At 69.1% G+C, this 20,031-nt stretch carries 18 protein-coding genes; 9 read left to right on the forward strand and 9 right to left on the reverse strand.

Going from position 1 to position 20,031, the window contains the following annotated elements; translation table 11 throughout:
* From D0D37_RS28830 to D0D37_RS28840, 3 genes are all read left to right on the forward strand, one after another.
* Positions 1-1,407, forward strand: a 1,407-nt coding sequence (locus D0D37_RS28830) for a cytosine permease (RefSeq protein WP_116203770.1), incomplete at its 5' end; no start/stop codon positions are given.
* Between the two features lie 121 nt (positions 1,408-1,528).
* Complete coding sequence (locus D0D37_RS28835) at positions 1,529-3,121, forward strand: amidohydrolase (RefSeq protein WP_116203735.1); 1,593 nt, start codon at positions 1,529-1,531, stop codon at positions 3,119-3,121.
* A gap of 32 nt (positions 3,122-3,153) precedes the next feature.
* The gene (locus tag D0D37_RS28840; protein WP_116203736.1) at positions 3,154-4,035 is read left to right on the forward strand and encodes an LLM class flavin-dependent oxidoreductase; all 882 of its coding nucleotides are present in this window, start codon (positions 3,154-3,156) and stop codon (positions 4,033-4,035) included.
* Positions 4,036-4,326: 291 nt separating this feature from the next.
* Here D0D37_RS28840 and D0D37_RS28845 read toward each other — a convergent pair whose 3' ends face one another.
* From D0D37_RS28845 to D0D37_RS28870, 6 genes are all read right to left on the reverse strand, one after another.
* On the reverse strand, positions 4,327-4,788 hold the full coding sequence (locus tag D0D37_RS28845; protein ID WP_116203737.1) for a MarR family winged helix-turn-helix transcriptional regulator: 462 nt from the start codon (positions 4,786-4,788) through the stop codon (positions 4,327-4,329).
* On the reverse strand, positions 4,785-6,143 hold the full coding sequence (locus tag D0D37_RS28850) for an MFS transporter (RefSeq protein WP_116203738.1): 1,359 nt from the start codon (positions 6,141-6,143) through the stop codon (positions 4,785-4,787). Before D0D37_RS28850 ends, D0D37_RS28845 begins: the two co-directional genes overlap by 4 nt.
* Before the next feature lie 141 nt (positions 6,144-6,284).
* Positions 6,285-6,845 carry an SMI1/KNR4 family protein gene (locus D0D37_RS28855; protein WP_116203739.1) on the reverse strand — a complete coding sequence of 187 codons (561 nt, stop codon included), beginning with the start codon at positions 6,843-6,845 and terminating at the stop codon, positions 6,285-6,287.
* Between the two features lie 62 nt (positions 6,846-6,907).
* Complete coding sequence (locus D0D37_RS28860) at positions 6,908-8,221, reverse strand: M14 family zinc carboxypeptidase (RefSeq protein ID WP_116203740.1); 1,314 nt, start codon at positions 8,219-8,221, stop codon at positions 6,908-6,910.
* Between the two features lie 109 nt (positions 8,222-8,330).
* Positions 8,331-8,984 carry a VldE C-terminal domain-containing protein gene (locus tag D0D37_RS28865; protein WP_167493583.1) on the reverse strand — a complete coding sequence of 218 codons (654 nt, stop codon included), beginning with the start codon at positions 8,982-8,984 and terminating at the stop codon, positions 8,331-8,333.
* Positions 8,985-9,132: 148 nt separating this feature from the next.
* A complete protein-coding gene (locus D0D37_RS28870) occupies positions 9,133-9,990 on the reverse strand; it encodes an NAD(+)/NADH kinase (protein ID WP_116203742.1) in 858 nt (285 codons plus the stop codon).
* 65 nt (positions 9,991-10,055) lie between these two features.
* Between D0D37_RS28870 and D0D37_RS28875 the strand changes: the two genes are divergently transcribed.
* The 4 genes from D0D37_RS28875 to D0D37_RS28890 all read left to right on the forward strand — a co-directional run bounded on the left by D0D37_RS28875 (position 10,056) and on the right by D0D37_RS28890 (position 14,185).
* Positions 10,056-11,291 (forward strand): FAD-binding protein, encoded by a 1,236-nt coding sequence (locus D0D37_RS28875; RefSeq protein ID WP_116203743.1) that lies wholly within the window; start codon positions 10,056-10,058, stop codon positions 11,289-11,291.
* 151 nt (positions 11,292-11,442) lie between these two features.
* The gene (locus D0D37_RS28880; RefSeq protein WP_116203744.1) at positions 11,443-12,417 is read left to right on the forward strand and encodes an amino acid ABC transporter permease; all 975 of its coding nucleotides are present in this window, start codon (positions 11,443-11,445) and stop codon (positions 12,415-12,417) included.
* Positions 12,414-13,199: an amino acid ABC transporter ATP-binding protein gene (locus tag D0D37_RS28885; RefSeq protein WP_116203745.1), complete on the forward strand. Its 786-nt coding sequence runs from the start codon at positions 12,414-12,416 to the stop codon at positions 13,197-13,199. Before D0D37_RS28880 ends, D0D37_RS28885 begins: the two co-directional genes overlap by 4 nt.
* The gene (locus D0D37_RS28890) at positions 13,196-14,185 is read left to right on the forward strand and encodes a transporter substrate-binding domain-containing protein (RefSeq protein WP_116203746.1); all 990 of its coding nucleotides are present in this window, start codon (positions 13,196-13,198) and stop codon (positions 14,183-14,185) included. Before D0D37_RS28885 ends, D0D37_RS28890 begins: the two co-directional genes overlap by 4 nt.
* A 246-nt stretch (positions 14,186-14,431) precedes the next feature.
* On the opposite strand, the gene D0D37_RS28895 is transcribed toward D0D37_RS28890, so the two are convergent.
* From D0D37_RS28895 to D0D37_RS28905, 3 genes are all read right to left on the reverse strand, one after another.
* Positions 14,432-15,727 carry an IS4 family transposase gene (locus tag D0D37_RS28895; protein WP_116203747.1) on the reverse strand — a complete coding sequence of 432 codons (1,296 nt, stop codon included), beginning with the start codon at positions 15,725-15,727 and terminating at the stop codon, positions 14,432-14,434.
* Between the two features lie 189 nt (positions 15,728-15,916).
* The gene (locus D0D37_RS28900; protein ID WP_116203748.1) at positions 15,917-16,624 is read right to left on the reverse strand and encodes a GNAT family N-acetyltransferase; all 708 of its coding nucleotides are present in this window, start codon (positions 16,622-16,624) and stop codon (positions 15,917-15,919) included.
* A complete protein-coding gene (locus tag D0D37_RS28905; RefSeq protein ID WP_116203749.1) occupies positions 16,624-17,973 on the reverse strand; it encodes an aminotransferase class I/II-fold pyridoxal phosphate-dependent enzyme in 1,350 nt (449 codons plus the stop codon). Before D0D37_RS28905 ends, D0D37_RS28900 begins: the two co-directional genes overlap by 1 nt.
* A 188-nt stretch (positions 17,974-18,161) precedes the next feature.
* On the opposite strand from D0D37_RS28905, the gene D0D37_RS28910 reads away from it, so the two are divergent.
* Positions 18,162-18,992, forward strand: coding sequence for an ABC transporter ATP-binding protein (locus tag D0D37_RS28910; RefSeq protein ID WP_116203750.1), 831 nt, complete (start codon positions 18,162-18,164; stop codon positions 18,990-18,992).
* A gap of 28 nt (positions 18,993-19,020) precedes the next feature.
* A complete protein-coding gene (locus tag D0D37_RS28915; protein ID WP_116203751.1) occupies positions 19,021-20,031 on the forward strand; it encodes an ABC transporter substrate-binding protein in 1,011 nt (336 codons plus the stop codon).

Genomic DNA, 20,031 nt, shown 5'->3' on the forward strand with positions numbered 1-20,031 from the left:
CCGTGGGCTTCCACCCGGGGGCCGCCCCGGTCCGGGCGCGGCCCCCGGGTGGAAGCCCACGGCATCGACGTCATCGGCGACGGCGAGCGGCACGGCCGGGCCCGCGACCTGTTCGGGGTGTGGGCCGCGCCCAACGTCAGCTACCTCAGCCTGGTGGTCGGCGGCGCGCTGGTGCTCAGCGGATTGAGCCTGCTGCAGGCGCTCGCGGCGATCGTCGTGGGCAACCTGTGCTGGGCGCTCGTCGGCCTCGTCGCGGTCAGCGGCCCGGCCGCGGGCGCGCCGAGCGAGGTCATCATGCGGGCGATGTTCGGCACGCGCGGCAACCGCTTCGTGATCGGGCTGAACGGCTGGCTCGTTTCGGTCTGCTACGTGGCGTTGAGCTGGTCAGCGGCCTCGGTGACCGCGTTCAGCCTGTGCTCGCGGCTCGGCATCGGGTTGAACACCCCGGGCAAGGTCCTCGTGATCGTCGCGATCGCCGCCGCGACGCTGGTGATCAGCGTTTACGGCCACTCCGTGATCGTGCGCCTCTACCTGCCGCTGGCCATCGTGACGACCGCGGTTTTCCTGGTGCTGGGCGGTTTCCTGATCCCGCACACCGCGTGGAGCTACCACCCCGCGACGCCGCTGCACGGAGTCGCGCTGTGGGCCGCGCTCGCCGGCGGCGTGGCGCTGGTCGCGTCCGCTTCGTTGTCCTACAACAACAGCGCGGACTTCGCACGGTATCTGCCGCGCGACACCAAACCGTTCGCCGTCGCCGCCTGGACCGCCGCCGGAGCCTTCCTGCCGAGCGTCGCGTTCACCGCGCTCGGCGCGTTCGCCGCGACCACTTTGGACATGAGCGACCCGCAATCCGCGCTGGAATCCGTTCTGCCGTCCTGGTTCACGCCGATCTTCCTGATCGCGGTGATCCTCGGCGCGATCGCCAACAACGCGATGACCGTCTACAGTTCCGGCCTCGCGCTTCAGGCGATGGGCGTCCGGCTGCGCCGTTCGCGCAGCGTTCTGCTGGACGGCACCGCCGGAGTGCTGCTCACCCTGTACGCCTTGCTCGTGTCGAATTTCCTCCAGGCGGTCAACGACATGATGCAGTTGATGGTCGTCGTGCTCGGCCCGATGATGGCGATCTACGCGACCGATCTTCTGTTGCGCCGCAACCGTTACGACGGCCACGCACTCGTCGACGAAAGCCGCGGTGGTCCGTTCTGGTACGTCGGCGGCGTGCATTGGCCCGGCATCGCGGCTCTGGTCCTCGGCGCGACCGCGTCAGCCTCCTGCCTCGCCGTGCCCGGCATGTACACCGGGTTTGCGGCGAGCGCGGCTGGCGGGATCGACTTCTCGCTGCCAGCGGGAATGCTGGTTGCCGCTGCCATCTACTTGCTCGTCGGCCGCCCTCGCGTCGCCGCTTGACCTCAATCGCAAGGAAGAGAATGCACCTGCTCGGCCCGGCGGAAGTACCCATCCTCGATCACGAAGAAGGTTTCCTGTTGCACACCAACCACTTCCTCTCCGACCCGACGGTGGTGACCCGATGACCCCGGTGCACTACCGCGGCGGCCGGATCTTCACCGCGAGCGCGTCCGGCTGGGCGGAATCCATGGTCGTGCGCGGCGAGACCATCGAATACGTCGGCAGCACCGCGGAGGCCGACCGGATCGAGGCACGGGTGGTCGACCTGGACGGCGCCTTCGTGCTGCCCGGTTTTGTCGACGCGCACACGCATCTGGTGTCGATGGGCGAAGCACTGGAGCAGGTGGACCTGTTCTCCGCCACGTCCCCCGAGGACATCCAGCAGCGGCTCGCCCGCGCCGCCGCCGACGATCCGTCCGCACCGCGAATCCTGGGCCGCAGCTGGCTTTTCGACGCACTCGGCGGGCAAGCGCCGCACCGGCAGCTGATCGACGCGGTCATCCCGGACCGGCCGGTCTACCTCGCCGCGAACGACGTCCACTCCGCGTGGGTCAACAGCGCCGCCCTGCGCGAGCTGGGCATCGACCGCGACACCCCGGACCCGCTCGACGGACGCATCGGCCGCGACTCGACCGGCGAACCGGACGGCATGCTCTACGAAACCGCTGCGCTGCAACTGATGCGGCACTTCCTCGACGAACAGACCAGCGACGCCGACCGAGACCGTGCCCTGGCGTCGGCGTTCGCGCACTACCTCTCGGACGGCGTCACGACCGCTGTCGACATGGCGCTCACCGAGACCGACCTCGCCGCCCTGGAGCGAGCCCTCGAAGGCGGACGGCTCCCCCTGCGCGTCGCCGGACATTGGCTGATCGAGCGCACCGGCAACACCCGGGACGACCTCCGGCAGGTCGAGCGCGCGGCCGAGTTGAGCGCGCGGCTGTCCGGGCCGTGGCTCCGGGTGGCCGGGATCAAGCTGATGGTCGACGGAGTCATCGACACCTGTACTGCGGCCATGAAGAAACCGTTCGCCGACGGCAGTCACCCGGGGCCGTTGTGGCCGCCGGAAGCGCTGGCCCCGGTCGTCGCGGCGGCGGACGCGGCAGGTCTGCAGGTCGCGATGCACGCCATCGGCGACGAAGCGTCGGACATCGCGCTGACGGCGCTGGAGCACGCCATCAAGGTGAACGGACCGCGCGACCGGCGGCATCGGCTCGAACACCTCGAGACGGTGACCGCGGAAAACGTCAAGCGGCTGGCCGAACTCGGTGCCGTCGCGTCGATGCAGCCGGTGCACGCCGACCCGGCGATCCAGGAAAACTGGCGCGCGAAACTGGGCGACGACCGCGTGCAGCGCGGCTTCCCGTGGCCGGAACTGACCGCCGCCGGCGCCGTACTCGCGTTCGGTTCCGACGCCCCGACCGCGCCGCATCCGCCGTTGCCGAACATGTACATCGCGACGACCCGCCGGTCCGCGCTGAACCCCGAACTCGAACCGAACCTGCCGGAATACGCCCTGCCCTTGGCCGAAGCCCTCGCCCACGGCACCCGCGACGCCGCGTATGCGTGCCGGTGGGACGGGTTGACCGGACAGCTCGCAGCGGGCTTGGCGGCGGATTTCGTTGTGCTGGACGTCGATCCGTTCACCGAAGCACCGGACGCGCTGCTGCGGGCCAGGGTGCGGCAGACCTTCGTGGCGGGCAAATCAGATTGACGCGTCCGCCGGGGCTGGGCAGGGTGGCAGGCATGCGTTTCTCGGTCTGCATCCCGAACTTCGGCGACTTCGCCGACCCGCGCGCGGTGGCTCGCGTCGCCACGGCGGCGGAAGAGGCGGGCTGGGACGGCCTGTTCGTCTGGGACCACGTGGTGCTGGACAAACGTCCCGGCCGCCTCTTCGGCGACCCGTGGATCCTGCTCACCGCCGCCGCGCTCGCCACCAGCCGGATCCAGCTCGGCCCCATGGTCACGCCCGTCGCGCGCCGCCGCCCGCAGCAGCTCGCCCGCGTGGTGTCCACTTTGGACCAGCTGTCCGGCGGCCGGGTGGTGTTCGGCGTCGGGCTCGGCGCGCCGCTGGAGGCGGAGTTCGGCGACTTCGGCGAGTCCGCCGACCCAAAAGTGGTCGCCGAGAAGCTGGACGAGGGCCTCGACCTGATCACCCGGTTTTGGACCGGCGAACCGGTGACGTTCTCCGGCAAGCACTTCACCGCCCGCGACATCACGCTGCTTCCGACGCCGGTGCAGCGCCCGCGGCCGCCGGTCTGGGTGGCGGGCCGGTGGCCGAACCGCCGCCCGATGCGCCGCGCGGCTCGCTGGGACGGCGTGGTGCCGATCTTCGAATCCGCTGGCGCCAAGGGTTTGCCGGACGTCGCCGAGGTGCGCGACCTGATCGCCTACATCCGGAGCGAACGGGACTCCGACGCACCGTTCGACGTGGTCTTCGGCGGAACCAGCCCCGCCGACCCGGTCCAGGCGCGAAGCGTCGTCGAACCGTTCGCCGAGGCCGGTGTCACGTGGTGGGAGGAGAGCCTTCCGTTCGGGGGTCCGGAAGAGGACAAGCTGGAACCCGTGCTGCGCCGGGTCGAGGCCGGGCCGCCCGCGGTCGCCTCAGGTCCGATGCCAGGGGCTTAAGGCGGCGGTGTGGGTGCGGCTTGGAGGGGTGTCTGTCCTGGTCGCGGGGTTGGCGAGGGCCACGTGCGGGGTGCTGCTGTCCGTGAGGGGAACCCTGGGGGACTCTGATTCCCTCGGGGTTCCCCTCACGGACAGCAGCAAGCGGCCACGAAGGCATGGGGCGGGCATTTCGGCGAGGTTGGCGCCTTGTGGACGGTCGGCATGCCGAGGCCGCACGGCCTAAGTCCCTGGCATTGGGAATGCGGGTCGTGAGGGGAACCCCGAGGGAATCAGAGTCCGTGAAGGTTCCCCTCACGGACGCGGCTGCTCCGACTCCGCCAGCGCGTCGATCGCTCCCACCAGCTCGTTCAACGCGGGCACCGCGGCCGCGATCAGATGCCGCCACGCCGGATGCACCCCGTCCAGCGCCGCCGCCAGGATCGCGGCGTTGTGCCCCTGCCACCGCTCGACCGCGGCGCGGCCGGTGTCGGTGAGTTCGAGCGCCACCGTCCGCCGGTCGTCGCCGCCGCTGGTGCGGGTGACGAGGTCCCGCGAACGCAGCCCGGTGACCATCGTGGTCACCGAGTTCGGCGCGAGCTTCAGCAATTGCGCGATCCGGCTCGGGCGCGCACCGGGATTCTCGAAGAGGCAGGACAGCAGTTCCAGCTGCGCCACCGACAACGTGTTGTCCGGATCGGCAGTGCGCGCGGCCCGTCGCATGGCCCGCCGGAGCCGGGCGACGACGTCGGCGAGCGCGGGTTCCGGCGCGGTCACCGGGCCCGCTCGGGGCGCGCCGCCAGCCCGGTCGCCGCGGCCAGGACACCGGCCCCGGCCAGGACCGCCAGCGCGGCCGTTTCCCCGCCGGTGTGCAGGCACAGTGTCACCAGCGCCACGCCGAGCGCCGTCCCCAGTCCGCGCGCCATGTTCACCAGTCCTCCTCCGGTGGCCGACATCCGCGCCGGGATCGCGCTCATGACAGCCGAGTTGTTGGCCGGAATGAACACTCCCAGACCGAGCCCGGCCACCACCAGCGACACGCCCACCTCCCAAGGAGCGGACGCCGGTCCCAATCCCACGCACCCGACCGCCGCGACGAGCGCCCCCAGCACGGTGCGTCCGCGCGAACCGAGCCGCTTCGGCAGCACCCGGTCGGCCAGCACCGCCGCCACCGCGAACCCGGCGGGAAGACACGTCAGCACCGCTCCGGTCCCGCCCGCCGTCCCGAGCACCTGCGGCAGCAACGTCAGCGGCCCGAACAAGACGAGGTATCCGCACAGCGCCCCGGCCAGCCCCAGCGACACCACCGGCGGCCGCAGCACCGACAGCTGCAGCACCGGGCTGCTCGCCGCCTTTTCCCGCAGCACGAACCCGATCGCGGCGAAGACCGTCGCCCCGGCCAGCACGACGAGCAGCCACCCCGGCATCTCCAGCCCGGACACCCCGGAAATCACCAGCAGCAACGCCGTCGACGCGGTCGCCAGCAATCCGACGCCAGCCCCGTCGAAGCGACCCAGCGGAGTGCGCTCGCGAGTGCGCGGCAGCAGATACCGCCCCGCGATCAGCCCGGCGAGACCGACCGGCGCGTTGACCAGGAAGACCCACCGCCAGCCGACGGTGTCGACCAGCAGCCCGCCCACTGCGGGCCCGAGCGCGAGCCCCAGCGCCTGCGCCGCAGCCTGCACCCCGAGCGCGGCCCGCGCCCGGTCTTCGCGCACGCTGCGCACCACCAGCGCGACGCTGTTGGCCTGCAACATCGCCGCGCCGATCGCCTGCACGACCCGGAACGCGACCAGCCAACCGAGCGTCGGAGCGAGCCCGCACGCGACGGACGCGACGGTGAACACGCCGAACCCCTGCACGTACGTGAGCTTCCGCCCGACCGCATCAGCGATCCGCCCGACCGCGGCCAGCAATCCCACCAGCGCGAGCAGATATGCCAGCGACACCCATTGGACGGCGGCCAGCGGAGCCCCGTACTCGTGCTGCAACGCGGGGAAAGTGAGCGTGACGATGCTGGCGTCGAGCTGCCCCATGAACGCCCCGAAACACACCGCGCCGACCGCGAACCACCCAGCATTCGGATGATCCCGCACGACCGCCGGCCGAGCCCGCTCCAGGCCGATCGTCACTGCCGCCTCCCGCTCAAGTAGTTCTGCTACAGAACTACTGTAAGGGATGTACGTACATATGGCAGCGCCGGCGTGATGGCGTTTGCGTGAGAATCGGGGTGAGATAGGTCGCCTGCCGAGTTAACTGAAGGTAACGACGCCTCACATGATGGGGCGTTCCTCGTCGTCGTCCTCGTCGTCCTCCTCGCTGAAGTCCTGCGCGATGCCCACAAGCCGGGTCAGGAAATCGGGGACGTCCTTCGCGATCTCGCCCGGCCCGATGGAGTCGATCGAGCCGTCGTAGACCTGGTCCACGACGGCGCCGACCGGCAGCCGGAACACGGTCCCGCTGCGGTATCCGACCGCGAACATGCGCCCGCCGCCGTCCGAGGCGAACACGACGAGCCGCTCGTCGGTGACTTCGGGAGCCCAGGCGGGAATGTCGCTGCGGTGCAGACTGTTCAGCACCAAGTCGAGGGAGTGAATGAAGTAAGCGTTGTGCAGGTGCGCGAAGCTGGCTTCCCTGATGGACGCGTACAGCTCAAGCAGCGCCCGCGGCAGTGGCGGATCGACCTCTTCGGCTTTCCTCAGCGCGACGGAATCGACCTCGTCCGACACGGTGTCCGGCTCAAGCTCGCCAAAGCGGGCGAAGATGGCCTGAATACGGGGCATATAGCCGTCGATCGCTTGGCGCATCTCGTCGCGCCACTGCAAGTAATCCACTCCGGAGACGCTACGGTGCACCCAGGCGGCACGTGCCTGAGTGCACCGCGCTCAATCACACCTCACTGCTGATAAGGAGCCGCCGCGGACTGGGCCGCGGTGATCAACGCGCCCTTGTTCTTCGGCCAGAACGTGCTGTCCACGCACGAGTACCGCGGCAAGAACCCGCCACAGCTGCCGCTCTGTCCGCCCATCTCGAACGTGAAGCTCGCGACCCCCAGCGCACCGTAGGTGAAGTCGTCCGTCGTGCCGCTGGTCGAGTAGCCGACGGTTTCCGTGTTGGTCCCCACCAGATACCCGTTCGAGTCGCTGAACTTCGCGCCGAGCTTGCGCAGCGCGGCGTCGTTCGGCGCAGGATCGGACGTGAATCCCCACGGAACGATGATGTCGTTTCCGTAGCTGTGCAAAGTGATCATTGTGCCGCGAGCGGTGTCGGGAGCCGGGTCGTTGTCGCCGCTGCCGCGTTGCTCCGGGTAGATCGCGCGGAAGAACTGTTCCAGCGCCTGCACTTCCGGTTCCGATCCGGCACCCGGGCCCTGGTACGTCTCCGCGCACGGCGAGTCCGAGTCCGCACCCCAGCGGAAGGTCGAGTTGCGGTTCAGGTCGATGCCGATGTTCGTCCCGCCGCAATTGCCGTTGCTGGTGTTCGCGTTCTTGCGCTGCAGTTTCGGCGAGTTGCCGCCGGACGCGACGATGTCGACGCCGTCCGGGTTCGAGATCGGCACCACCCACACCTCGGTGGTGTCCAAAATGGACGTCGCGGTGGCGTCGGCGCCGTAACCGTCGGCGAGGTAGTCGATCCAGCGCCAGGCCACTTCGCCAGTGGAGATCTCCCGGGCGTGGATCTGCGCCATCAGCACGAATTTCGGCTTCGGCGATTTCGTGGACAGCGTGCAGTCGCCGTCCTGCTTCTTGGTCAGGCAGATCGCGTTGATGTCATGGCCGCCCTTGCCCTGTGTCTTCCGCCACGACTGGCCGAGCGTGTACTCCGTCGCCAGATCCGGGTGCGCCGCCGCGACTTTCGCCAGGTGCGCTTCCTGCGCCGCAACAGTCCGGTAGCCGCCGTAGAACGTGTCGCCCGCGGCGCGGGTCGTCACACCTTTGTAGACAGTGTCGAAGAATTCCGGCGCATAGCCCCGGTCCCGCAACTGCCCGGCGACCGCCTGGTTCCCGACCACGTAAGCCACACCCGGACTGGTCCCCGCGACGTCGAACCCGGCGCGAGCCAGGGAAGCCGCCTCAGCGGGGGTAGCGGGTACGCGCCACGAAACCGGATCGTCCGGCGCGGCGGCGGCCGCGGCGGTCGTGGTGCCGCCGAGTGCGACCAGCACCCCGACGACGCTGAGAGTGAGCCGGATCGAGTACTTGCCCGCCATCGGAGCTCCTCACGCAGCGAAGGAAGGTCACCACGTGCGGACGGTGACCGTTCGGCAGCGCACAGTGTGCTCTTCGGGACGAATCCGGCCCACCTCCGAAAGTCGGGTGTCAGCAGGTGACCGAAACCTTCGCGCCGCGTTCGAACGAAACGTGGACGTGGTCGTAATGGTTCGCGGTCTCGCCGCCGCGGTCCTCCATCGCCGACCAGCCGCCGCCGTCGTTGTAGCGCTGCTGCCAGATCACGTACTTCGCGCCGAATTCGCTCTGGTGCTCGAGAACATAAGCGGCCAAAGCGTTTCCGGTCTTCGTGTCGACCATGAAGTCCAGCGCGAGCCCGGCCGGATGGTCGCTCGCCCCGGACCGTCCGGCCCTGCCGCCGACCGTATCCACCGAGAACTTCTCTTTGAGGTAATTGCCCACCTGCGCCACCGCGGGCTGCGTACCGGCCAAAGTGGACGAACACGCTTTCGCCGCCAGGGTTTCCGGAGTGGGCGAGGTCGTTTTGCTAGCCGATGAAGACGACGTCGTCGTGGGAGCAGCACTGGAAGACGCCGTGGGAGGCGTCGAGGTGGTAGACGGAGCGGTGCTCGACGCTCGTGGCGCGCTGAACGCGTGCATCTCCGCGGCCGCCGCCGGGAACTGCTGCGGTTCGACCGCACCGGCGGTCAGCCACACCGGCACCGCCAGCGCGCCGACGGCCAACACGCCCGCCGCGGTCGGCAGCCGCCACGACTTCGATCCGTCCCGATGTCTACCGGACACCTCGCACCACCATCTCCTCGCTCGGTCGCAAAGCCGCCCCGACATTACGAATAGGACACGGCAATGTCACCGACAAGTGACAGCAGGCACACTCCGTCCGGCATTACTGCAGGTCAAGGCGCGATTACCAGTAGAACGGGCGACCTGCTCAGGACAGCGGAATCTCCGCCGAATCAGTGAGCCGCAGCTTGCGGCGGGCGCGCTGGTAGAACGTCGTCATGCCGAGCCGGACCACCCGGGCCGCGTTCGGCCGGGCGTGCAGGTCGATCGTTTCGCCCGGCCCGACATAACCCGCCACCTGGCCGTCGACCTCCACCGCGAGCCGTCCGCTCGACGGCAGCACCTCCAGCGTCACGGTGTCGTGCACCGACAACACGACGCCGCGGCTGTACGCCGAATGCGGCGCGGCGGGCGTGACCAGCAGCGCTTCGACAGCCGGGCTCGTGATCGGCCCGCCGGCGGAGAAGCTGTACGCGGTGGACCCGGTCGGCGTCGCGACCACGACCGCGTCGGCCGCGTAGCTCACGAACTGCTCGCCGTTCACCAGCACCGCGACCACAGCGCTCCCGTCGCCGGGCACCCGCACCACCGCGACGTCGTTGAACGCGGTCTCGATCCGGCCGCCGTACCGCGCGTCCACCGCTATCCGGGGCTCGACGGTGAACTCCTCGCGGTCGATCGCGGACAGCGCGAGCGGCAGGTCCGGCACGTCGACCTCGGCCAGGAAGCCGAGCTTCCCGAGGTTCACGCCGAGCACCGGCGCGTGCTGCCCGTCGGCGAGCCGCATCGCGCGCAGCATGGTGCCGTCGCCGCCGAGACTGACCACCAGATCCGACCGTTTTCCCAGCTCGGCGGGCTGGACGCCGGTCGCCGAACAGTCGACCCGCGCGATCTCGTCCTCGATGCCGAGGATCTCGATCCCGCGGACGGCGGCCCAGCCCAGCACCGCGTCGACCGCGGCTTTCGAGTCGCGGCGCGGGTGCAGCACGAGTCCAGCGGAATGCATGTCGGGTCTCCTCGCCTCAGCCTGCCCCCAGTCTGCCGCGCCGGGGCCGGTTAGGCTCGGCGTTCGTGATCGAAAACTGGGCTGGCAATCTGACCTACCGCGCACGCGAGATCGTCGCCCCGCGCACCCTTTCCGAAGCGCGGGAACTCGTCGCCAGCGCGGCCCGGATCAAGGCCCTCGGCAGCAGGCACAGCTTCAACACCGTCGCCGACAGCCCGGACGGCGTCCAACTCGATCTCTCCGCCGTCAACATCGCGCCCGAGATCAACGCCGCGTCGCTCACCATCGGCGGCGCGACCCGCTACGGCGACGTGGTCGCGCAGGTGCACGAGGCCGGGTATGCCCTGGCCAACCTGGCGTCGCTCCCCCACATCACCGTGGCCGGCAGCGTCGCGACCGGCACCCACGGCTCCGGACAGCGGCTGCCCGGCCTGGCCTCGGCAGTGTCCGCCGTCGAACTCCTCACCGCCGACGGCTCCCTGCGCACCTTCTCCCGCGGCGACGCCGAGTTTCCCGGAGTCGTGGTGAACGTCGGCGCGCTCGGCGTCCTCACCCGGCTCACCCTCGACCTCGAGCCGACTTTCTCGGTGCGCCAAGACGTTTTCGACGCTCTCCCGTGGTCCGCCGTGTCGGAGCACTTCGACGAAATCCAGGCGGCGGGCTACAGCGTCAGCCTGTTCACGAATTGGGCGCGCGACGTCGTAGACCAAGTCCTGCTGAAGAACCGCGTCCCGGCCGAGATCCCCGATTCGCTGTTCGGCGCCCTTCTCGCCGACGGTCCGCGCCATCCCGCCCACGCGGCAGGCATTCCAGCGGAAAACACCACAGTGCAAGGCGGCGTTCCCGGACCGTGGTACGACCGCCTGCCGCACTTCCGCCTGGACTTCGCGCCGAGCGTCGGAGCGGAATTGCAGAGCGAGTACTTCGTGCCGCGCGCGCAGGCGGCTGCGGCGTTCGAGGCGTTGCGCAGCCTCGGCGACCGGATCGCGCCGCTGCTGGTGGTGTCGGAAATCCGCACTGTCGCTGGCGACGAGCACTGGCTGAGCCCGGCGTACGGCGGCGACCGGGTGGCGGTGCATTTCACCTGGCAGCAGCATCAGCCGGAGGTGGAAGCGGTGTTGCCGTTGATCGAGGAGAGGCTGGCTCCGTTCGGCGTCCGCGCCCACTGGGGGAAGCTGTTCCACGGCGCTGCGCTGGACCTGGACCACCCCGGCGTGCGGCAGTTCCGGGAGCTGGCCGCGGAGCTGGACCCGGCGGGCAAGTTCCGGAATCCGTTCCTGGAGCGGCACCTGCTTCGCTAGTCCACAATGGATAGTCAGTAACAAAGCCGGTACAAAACCTCCTTCCGTACCACCGCGCTCACCATGTGGGAGTCCCAAGAGGACACTCGACAGCCGGGAACCCAGCGGGTCACAGTGGCGATCGCCCTCTCCGCGATCCCCAGGAGCCACTGTGAGTTCTCCTCCGACGCTGCGCGCCGTGCCGGTGCCGTCCGCAGGTCCCGAACCGCCCGGTGAAGCGCGGTTGCGCGAGCTGGCGGCGAAGAAAGTCGCCCCGTTGCGCCGTCCGGGCCGATGGGTCGCCGCGGCAGTAGTACTCGTGTTGCTAGCCCAATTGGCGCATGCGCTGATCACCAATCCGGTGTTCCAATGGGACGTCTTCGGCTATTGGTTTTTCCGCCCGGTGATCCTCGACGGGCTGCTGCTCACCCTCGAACTGACCGGCCTCGCCGCGGTGTTCGGACTCGTCGGCGGCATCGTGCTCGCATTGCTCCGGCTGTCGAAAAACCCGCTGCTCCAAGCGGTTTCGTGGGCGTACGTGTGGATCTTCCGCTCGATTCCGCTGATCGTCCTGTTGCTGTTCCTCGCCAACGTGACCGCGCTGTACAGCACGCTCAGCCTCGGCATCCCGTTCGGCCCGTCGTTTCTGAGTTTCAGCGCCACCGACGTGCTGAGTTTCTTCGTCGTCGCGGTGCTCGGCCTGAGCTTGAACGAAGCCGCGTACGCCGCCGAGATCGTGCGTGCCGGGGTGCTTTCGGTGGACCAAGGACAACTCGAAGCCGCGGCCGCGCTGGGACTTCCGCGAGCCCGGCAATACCGGCGAATCATCCTGCCGCAGGCTACCCGCGCGATCGTGCCCGCCTACGCGAACCAGCTGATCGGCCTGCTCAAGGGAACTTCGGTCGTCTACATCACGTCGCTGCTGGAATTGTTCGGCGTGGTCGAAACCCAGGCCAGCACCAACAGCGGGCAGATCATTCCGCTGCTGCTCGTCGGCACGGTCTGGTACGTCATTCTCACCAGCGTCCTCTCGGTGATCCAGTATTACGTGGAACGCTTCTTTTCCCGCGGCGCGCTGCGCACCGTTCCGCCGACGCCGTTCCAGCGGTTCCGCGCCCGGCTGCGCACGCTAGGGGTGGCCCGATGAGCGCCGAAGTCCGCGTGCGCAGCGCGGTCAAGACGTACGACGGAACCCGGGTGCTGGACGAAATCGACCTGACCGCACCCGGCGGACAAGTGACCGTGGTGCTGGGTCCGTCCGGTTCCGGCAAATCGACTTTGCTACGCACGATCAACCATCTGGAACGCCTTGACAGCGGCTACGTCAGCATCGACGGCGAACTCGTCGGCGTGCGCGTGCACGGCGACCGGTTCAAGGAACTGAGCGAACGCACGATTCTGCGGCAACGGTCCCGGATCGGGTTTGTGTTCCAGAATTTCAACCTCTTCCCGCATCTCACCATCCTCGACAACATCGCGGAAGCGCCGATCGTCACCCAACGACTGCCCCGCGCCAAGGCAGCGACGCGGGCAAGGGAATTGCTCGCCCGCGTGGGCCTCGAGGACAAGGCCGGGGCGTACCCGCGGCAACTGTCCGGAGGCCAGCAGCAGCGAGTCGCCATCGCCAGGGCGCTCGCGCTCGAACCGCGGCTGATCCTGCTGGACGAACCGACGTCCGCGCTCGACCCGGAACTGGTCGGCGAAGTGCTGGCCGTGATCCGCGAACTGGCCCGCTCCGGCACGACGATGATCGTGGTGACGCACGAGATCGGGTTCGCCCGCGAGATCGCCGACCACGTCGTGTTCCTCGACGGCGGCCGCGTCATCGAGGAAGGGCCGCCGTCAGCGGTCCTCGACCGCCCCCGTCACGACCGGACCCGAACCTTCCTCGGGAAGGTCGCCCGCCTCGAAACCCCGGAGAACGCATGAAAACCCGCACGATCCTGCCCGTCCTCGCCGCAGTCGCGCTGCTCGCCGGCGCGTGCGGCGGCAGCACTCAGGCGTCGACCAGCGTGAACGGTTCGCAGACCGTTTCCGTAGCCGCGAACACCGCGGACGCGCACCCGGTTTCGCTGACCGTGCCTGTCGTCGCCGAGATCCGCGCACAACTGCCGAAGAAGATCCTCGACCGGGGCAAGCTGACGATCGGCATCGGTGCGCTGCCATCGGGATTCCCGCCGCTGGCCTACGTCGGCACCGATCAGCGCACCCTCACCGGTGCCGAACCCGACCTCGGCCGTCTCGTCGCCGCGGTGCTCGGGCTGGAGCCGGACGTGCAGAACGCTTCATGGCAGAACCTGTTCGTACGCCTGCAAAGCGGCCAGTTCGACGCCGGGTTCTCGAACATCACCGTGACCGAACAGCGCAAACAGCAGGGCTTCGACTTCGCCGCCTACCGCGAGGACAACCTCGGCTTCGAGACGAACCGCGCGAGCACGTGGAACTTCGACGGCAATTACGAAGTGCTGGCGGGGAAGACCGTCGCCGTCGACAGCGGGACCAACCAGGAGAAAATCCTCAAGGAATGGCAGCGGAAGCTGACCGCCGAAGGCAAGAAACTCGACGTGCGCAATTTCGCGGACAAGAACAGCACGTACCTGGCACTGGCTTCCGGCCGGATCGACGCGTACTTCGCGCCGAACCCGAGCATCGCCTACCACGCCACGCAGACAGCGAAAACCCCGAACCCCACGCGCAGTGCGGGCAAGTATTCCGGGGCTGGAGCCAAGCTGCAGGGGCTGATCGCCGCGACGACCAAGAAGGACAACGGTCTTGTGAAGCCGGTCGCGGCGGCGATCGACTACCTGATTCAGCACGGCCAGTACGCGAAATGGCTTGCCGCGTACGGGCTGGAGAACGAAGCGGTGAAGAAGGCGGGCGTCAACCCTCCGGGCCTGCCGTTGAGCGACTCCTGAACCCCCTCGTGAGTGTTGGCGCCGGTTCTAACCCAATGCCGCGTAGCTTAGGTTGATCTTGCTGCGGAGGTGAGTTTATGGAGCCTGATCACGGGTGGGCCGACGTGGCGGGTACTGCTGGGTTCGGCGCGTTTCTTGGCGCGGTAGGCGTTGTGACGCAACCGTTTCACCGCGCGTGGGCAGGTGCGGTGCCGTCGTGGAGGGAGGACGCGCTGGGTGATATCGGCCAGGATCTCGGGCAGGACGTCAGTCCAGTCCTGAGGGGGAAAAGCCCGCCGTGCCGGTGGCGGTGCGGCGGGCGATGCGCAGGACGCGGCTGTAGCTGATCCGGTCGGGATCCAGGTCGGCGGCCTCGGCCGCGCGAGCGATCAGGACGGACAGGGCGTAGTGCACGCTCAGCCACGCCCAGATCTCCTGGTGCACCAGCTCCGGCAGCCGGGACCGCAAGACCCGGCCGGGGCCGCGGAGATGGGTTTTGAGCTGGTCGTTCGCAGTTTCCTCTTCCCACCTTTCGTGATAAGCGGCGGCGAGTTCGTCGGCGGCAGCATCGGCGGGATCGGTGAAGGTGGACAGCAGCACGATCAGCTCCCCGGCGCCGTTGCCCTCGCGATCGGGAACGTCGTATTCCACGACCCGGACCAGGTGCGCCTCATCAGCGTGGACATCCTGTCCGGCCTCGGCGGCGGCGAGGATCTGCCGCCGGCGCCCGGCACCGCGAACCTTCGGGTTGACCAGGATCGTCAGGTAGGTCCCGTCGCCCAGCACCTGCACGACCGGCAGGCCCAGCTGGGCCGGGGCCCGCCACAGCAACGCCGCCCCGGACCGGGCCGCGAGATCCCACGCCTCCCAGCTGTAGAAGCCACGGTCAGCGGTCAGTAACTCATCATCACGCAGCCGCGGATAAAGCCGCTGCGCCAGCGTTTTCTCCCCGACCGCATAGGACCCGGCCTCGGCGGCGAGGAACACGTGCGTGCCGCACTCGGCCAGCGCGACGACCCGCGCTTTCGGGAACGCCGAGCGGTGCTCACCCGACCCGGCATACCCGAACTCGCCGGCGTTGCCGGGAGTGTCGGGCAGGTCGACCTCGAACCCGTCGATCGCCAGCAACCGCCACCGCCGCAGCCACGCCCCGCGGGTGTCCGAGGTCGCCACCGGAGCAGCGACACCCTCGAACACCTCGCTCATCACCGCCGGGCCCAAGCGTTTACGGGCCTGGGTGATCCCACTGGCCGTCGGGACCGTCCAGGATGCGTTCCAGCACCCGAACCGGGACAACGAACCGGTGACCTTGGTCGCGACTTCTTCGTAGTCGTCATCGGGAAACAGGCACATCGCCATCGTCAGATACGCCACCACATGCGGTGGCAGCTTCCCGTCCGAGCGCTTCGCCGCGACCCCGCACGCAGCGACCGCGGGGTCGATCACCTCCCGGGGCACCGCCGTCACCAGCACACCCAGCGACACCTGATCCGCACTGACCACCACACCAGATTCCACGACCGGTATCAGAGCACCGCCACCCCGCCCTGACCATGCCGCCACGCCGACCCCGCCAGCAAGATCAACATAAGCTACGTGGCATTGGGTTAGAACCGGCGCCAACACTCACGACACATACCCGGCCGGGGCAGGCGCGCCGTCGCAGGGTGATGCTGCGCACAGCTGCAGCCACGCCTGGACAGACCTCGTGCGTGGCGATGCCGGTTAGAACCGGCATCGCCACTCACAACCTCAGGCCGCCACCCGCCAGTCCTCCGGAATACGCACCCGACCGAACGCATTAGTCCGCCGCAACCGAAACCCCATCCCCTCGTACCGCCGGATCGCGTTCACGTTCGACGCCACCGCGTGCATGAACGGCGTCTCTCCCCGATCCCGGATCCCCGCGGCCACCGCACGCACCAGCCGACCGGCCAGACCCCGGTCGCGATACGCCGGATCCGTGCACACCGCGCTGATCTCCGTCCACCCCGGCGGATGCAATCGCTCCCCCGCCATCGCGACGAGCGCGCCATGGCACCGGATGCCGAGATACGTCCCGAGCAGAACAGTCCGCGGCAAAAACGGGCCAGGCTTCGTACGCGCAACCAGATCCAGCATCTCCGGCACGTCGGCCACCGTCAGCCGGACCGCATCCGGATCGGGCGCGGCATCGACCCCGGCGTCCACCAGCTGGACCCCGGCCATCTTCTCCAGCAGCTCCCAACCTGGCGGAGGCGGCCCAGCCTGCGGGAGAACCGGCACCACTGCGCCCGGTCCGGCGAGCGCGGCGATGTCGTCCCACACCCTCTCGGACGGCTCGTCGGGCACCGCCAGAAACACCGAAACATCCACCGGATAGCGCACCGCTTGCCCAACCCGCTCGGCGAACGCAGCATGCGGACCAGTCAGCGACGCCCAAGCGGCATTGTCCAAAATGGAGCTGTCCACAACAGACATCAAGACCGCCGAGCAGCCCGCGCGATCATCCGCGCGAGATCAGCCACCAACGCCGGATCGTCCGGCAACTGCCCTGTCGCCACCCGGACGTGCGGCGTCCCCGGATTGCCCGCGCGAGTGCCCGACCCGGCGGAAACCCCGTTGGCCGCCAAATTCATCAACGTCCGCGACTCCTCCGCGACCGGCACCCACAACGTCAACCCGTCCCGCGCCCGCACCGAAATCCCGTGCTCCCGCAGCGCTTCCGCCAACGCCGTCCGCCGCTGCGCGTACCGATGCCGAGCCCGATTCAACAGCTCCGCACTGCCGGGATCGGTCAGCAAAAACGCCTGCGCGTCCTGAAGAATCCGGCTCGACCACACTGATCCGGGCCCGCGCTGCTTCCGCACCCGCTCCACCAGCGCCGCCGAGCCGCCGATCACGCAACTGCGCAATTCGAGCCCAAAAGCAGTGCAATACGACCGCACGAGCAACACCCGGCCGGGCAAGTGCGTGCCAAGACTTAACGAAGGCGTCGAAGCCAACGGCCCGAAATCGTCGTCCTCGATCACCGCGACGTCCTCTTCGGACAGTACGGCGGCGAGTTCCGCGAGCCGGTCCGCCGGAACCGAATGGCCAAGCGGCGACTGCGCGCGCGGCTGGTAGACAAACGCAACCGGCCGATGTTCCAACGCCGCGGCCAGCGAGGACGGCAGCGGACCATTCTCGTCACAGCGCACCGGCACCACGTGGATCCGCGACCGGCGCAGCAATTCACGCAACCACGGCGTCGTCGGAGCTTCCAGTGCTATCACATCACCCGGCCGCGCGACCGCTTGGCAGGCCAGCAACATCCCGTCCTGCCCACCGGCCGCGACCGTCCACGATTCGGCCGCGAACGGCCACGCCGGCTTCACCGCGGCGCGCAATTGCGACGTGATCGTGTTCTTGACCGGGCCGCCGAACCGTTCCGTGTGGACACCCGCCGCGACGGCGTCCTCCAGCGGCGGCAGCAGTCCCGGATCCGGCAGGCCGTGTTCCAGATCGACCGTCTGCCAGCCGGAAAACGCGCGTTCCGGCGGCGGGCTCGACGGCGGTTCCAGCACTATCGTGCCGCGCCGGCGGCCAGTGCCGATCAACCCGGCCGCGCGCAGCTGCGACCACGCTTCGGCGATCGTCGTGGGACTGACCGAAAGCTCCGCGGCCAGCGCGCGCACGGTGGGCAGCCGCGTGCCCGGCGGCACTTCCCCGTCGCGGATCAGGCCGGACACCGTGCCGGCCACGCCCCGCGCGGTGCGCTCGCCGATGCGGGACCCGAGCCAGCCTGCCCCGACCGGCAGCGTCGTCCTCGCGAGTTCGCCCGTGGCCACGCACCGGCTCCCCTCGTCACCCGGAAATCCGAAAACCTCTGACCCGATCAGAAGCTAGAGCGACAACCGGAAGCGGCAAAGGCGTTTCACATCCTGGCGGGCCCGCCCGGTACAAAACGCCCGTGACGTCCGACACCGCCGCGGTGTCCGGTTTCGGAATTTCACTCAATCAGGTTAGGCTAACCTTCATGAGTCACTCCTGGCCGGAAGCACCGGCGCTCGCCGGCGCCGGGCTCGCGCTCGGCTACGGCGGAAAGCCGGTGGTCCAGGACGCCGGGATCGTCCTGCGCGCGGGCGCGGTCACCGTCCTGGTCGGCCCCAACGGCTCCGGCAAGTCGACGCTCCTGCGCTCGCTCGCCCGGCTGCATCCGCTGACCGCGGGCGACGTCACCCTGGCCGGACGAGACGCGCTCGCCTTGTCCCCCAAGGAATTCGCCCGGCACGTCACGCTGCTGACTCAGTCGCGCCCCACGCCCGGCGGCGTGCGCGTGCGCGACGTCGTATCCTACGGCCGCCACCCGTACCGCGGCCGTTTCGGCTCCGGCGATCCCGAGGGGCCGGAGCTGGTCGAGCGGGCCATGCGGCACACCGGCGTCGACGGAATGGCCGAGCGCCCGGTCGACGAGCTGTCCGGCGGCGAACTCCAGCGCGTCTGGCTGGCCACCTGCTTCGCCCAGGACACCGGCGTCGTCCTGCTCGACGAGCCGACGACCTTCCTCGACCTGCGCTACCAGATCGAAACGCTGGACCTCGTCCGCGACCTCGCCGACGAACACGGCGTCGCGGTCGGCGTCGTGCTGCACGACCTCGACCAGGCCGCCGCCGTCGCCGACGAGGTGGTGCTGCTGTGCCGCGGCACCGTCCGCGCCACCGGCCGCCCGGCCGACGTGCTGACCGCCGATCTGCTCAGCGACGTCTACGGCCTGCGCATCGACGTCCACGTCGACGACGAGGGGCACGTCCGCACACGCCCGGTCGGACGGCACACCTCCCGGCCGCGGCCGGTCCGCTCAGCCTGACCCGTCCCCGAGTTCAAAGGAAAACCCCGTGTCCATTGTGTTCTCTCGTCCTGCCCGCAGGCCGGTCCTGAAGACCGTGGCGGCGGTGCTCGCCACGTTCGCGCTCGCCGCGTGCGGCACCACCGAAGCTCCCGCCGCCGGGGACCAAGCCACTGCCGCGAAGCCGTCCGGTCCGGTCCACCTGACCGACGAGCGCGGCAAGGTCGACCTGCCCGCGCCGGCAACCAAGATCGTGTCGCTGGAATGGGGCCTCACCGAGAACCTGCTGGCGCTGGGCGTGAAGCCGATCGGTGCGGCGGATGTCAAGGGCTACAACACTTACGACAAGGCGATGCCGCTCGCCGCGTCCACTCCGGACGTCGGCACCCGCGGCGAGCCGAGCCTCGACGCGATCGCCGCGCTGCACCCGGATCTCGTGGTCACCACCACGGATCTGCCGGAGAACGTGATCGCGCAGCTCTCGAAGCAGACGAAGGTGCTCACGCTGCGCGGCTCGGATTCGGCCGACCCGATCGGCTACCTGCGCAAAACCGTGACCACGCTGTCCGAGGCGACCGGAACGCAGGAGCAGGGCCGCAAGCTGCTCACCGAATTCGACACCAAGGTCTCCGACGGCAAGAAGAAACTGGCCGACGCGGGCAAGTCCGGGGCCAAGTTCGTCATGGCGGACGGCTATTCGACCTCCGGCACGGTCACCGTCCGCATGTACACGAAGGGCTCGTTCCTCGGCAGCATCGCCGACCGGCTCGGCGTCGCGAACCAGTGGACCGGCGAGGGCGACAAGGTCTACGGCCTCGCCCCCACCGACATCGAGGGCCTGACCAAGATCACCGATCCGGCCACTTCTTTCGTGTACGCCGCCAACGACGCCGAATCCGACGTCTTCACCCAGGATCTCGCGAGCAACGCCGTGTGGAAGCAGCTGCCGTTCGTCAAGGCCGGGAAGCTGCACCGGATTCCGGACGGCATCTGGATGTTCGGCGGCCCGAAGTCGGCGATCGCCTACGTGGACGCGCTCACCGGCGCTCTGACGCGCTGA

Source organism: Amycolatopsis circi (genome assembly GCF_003385235.1).
Taxonomy (GTDB): domain Bacteria; phylum Actinomycetota; class Actinomycetes; order Mycobacteriales; family Pseudonocardiaceae; genus Amycolatopsis; species Amycolatopsis circi.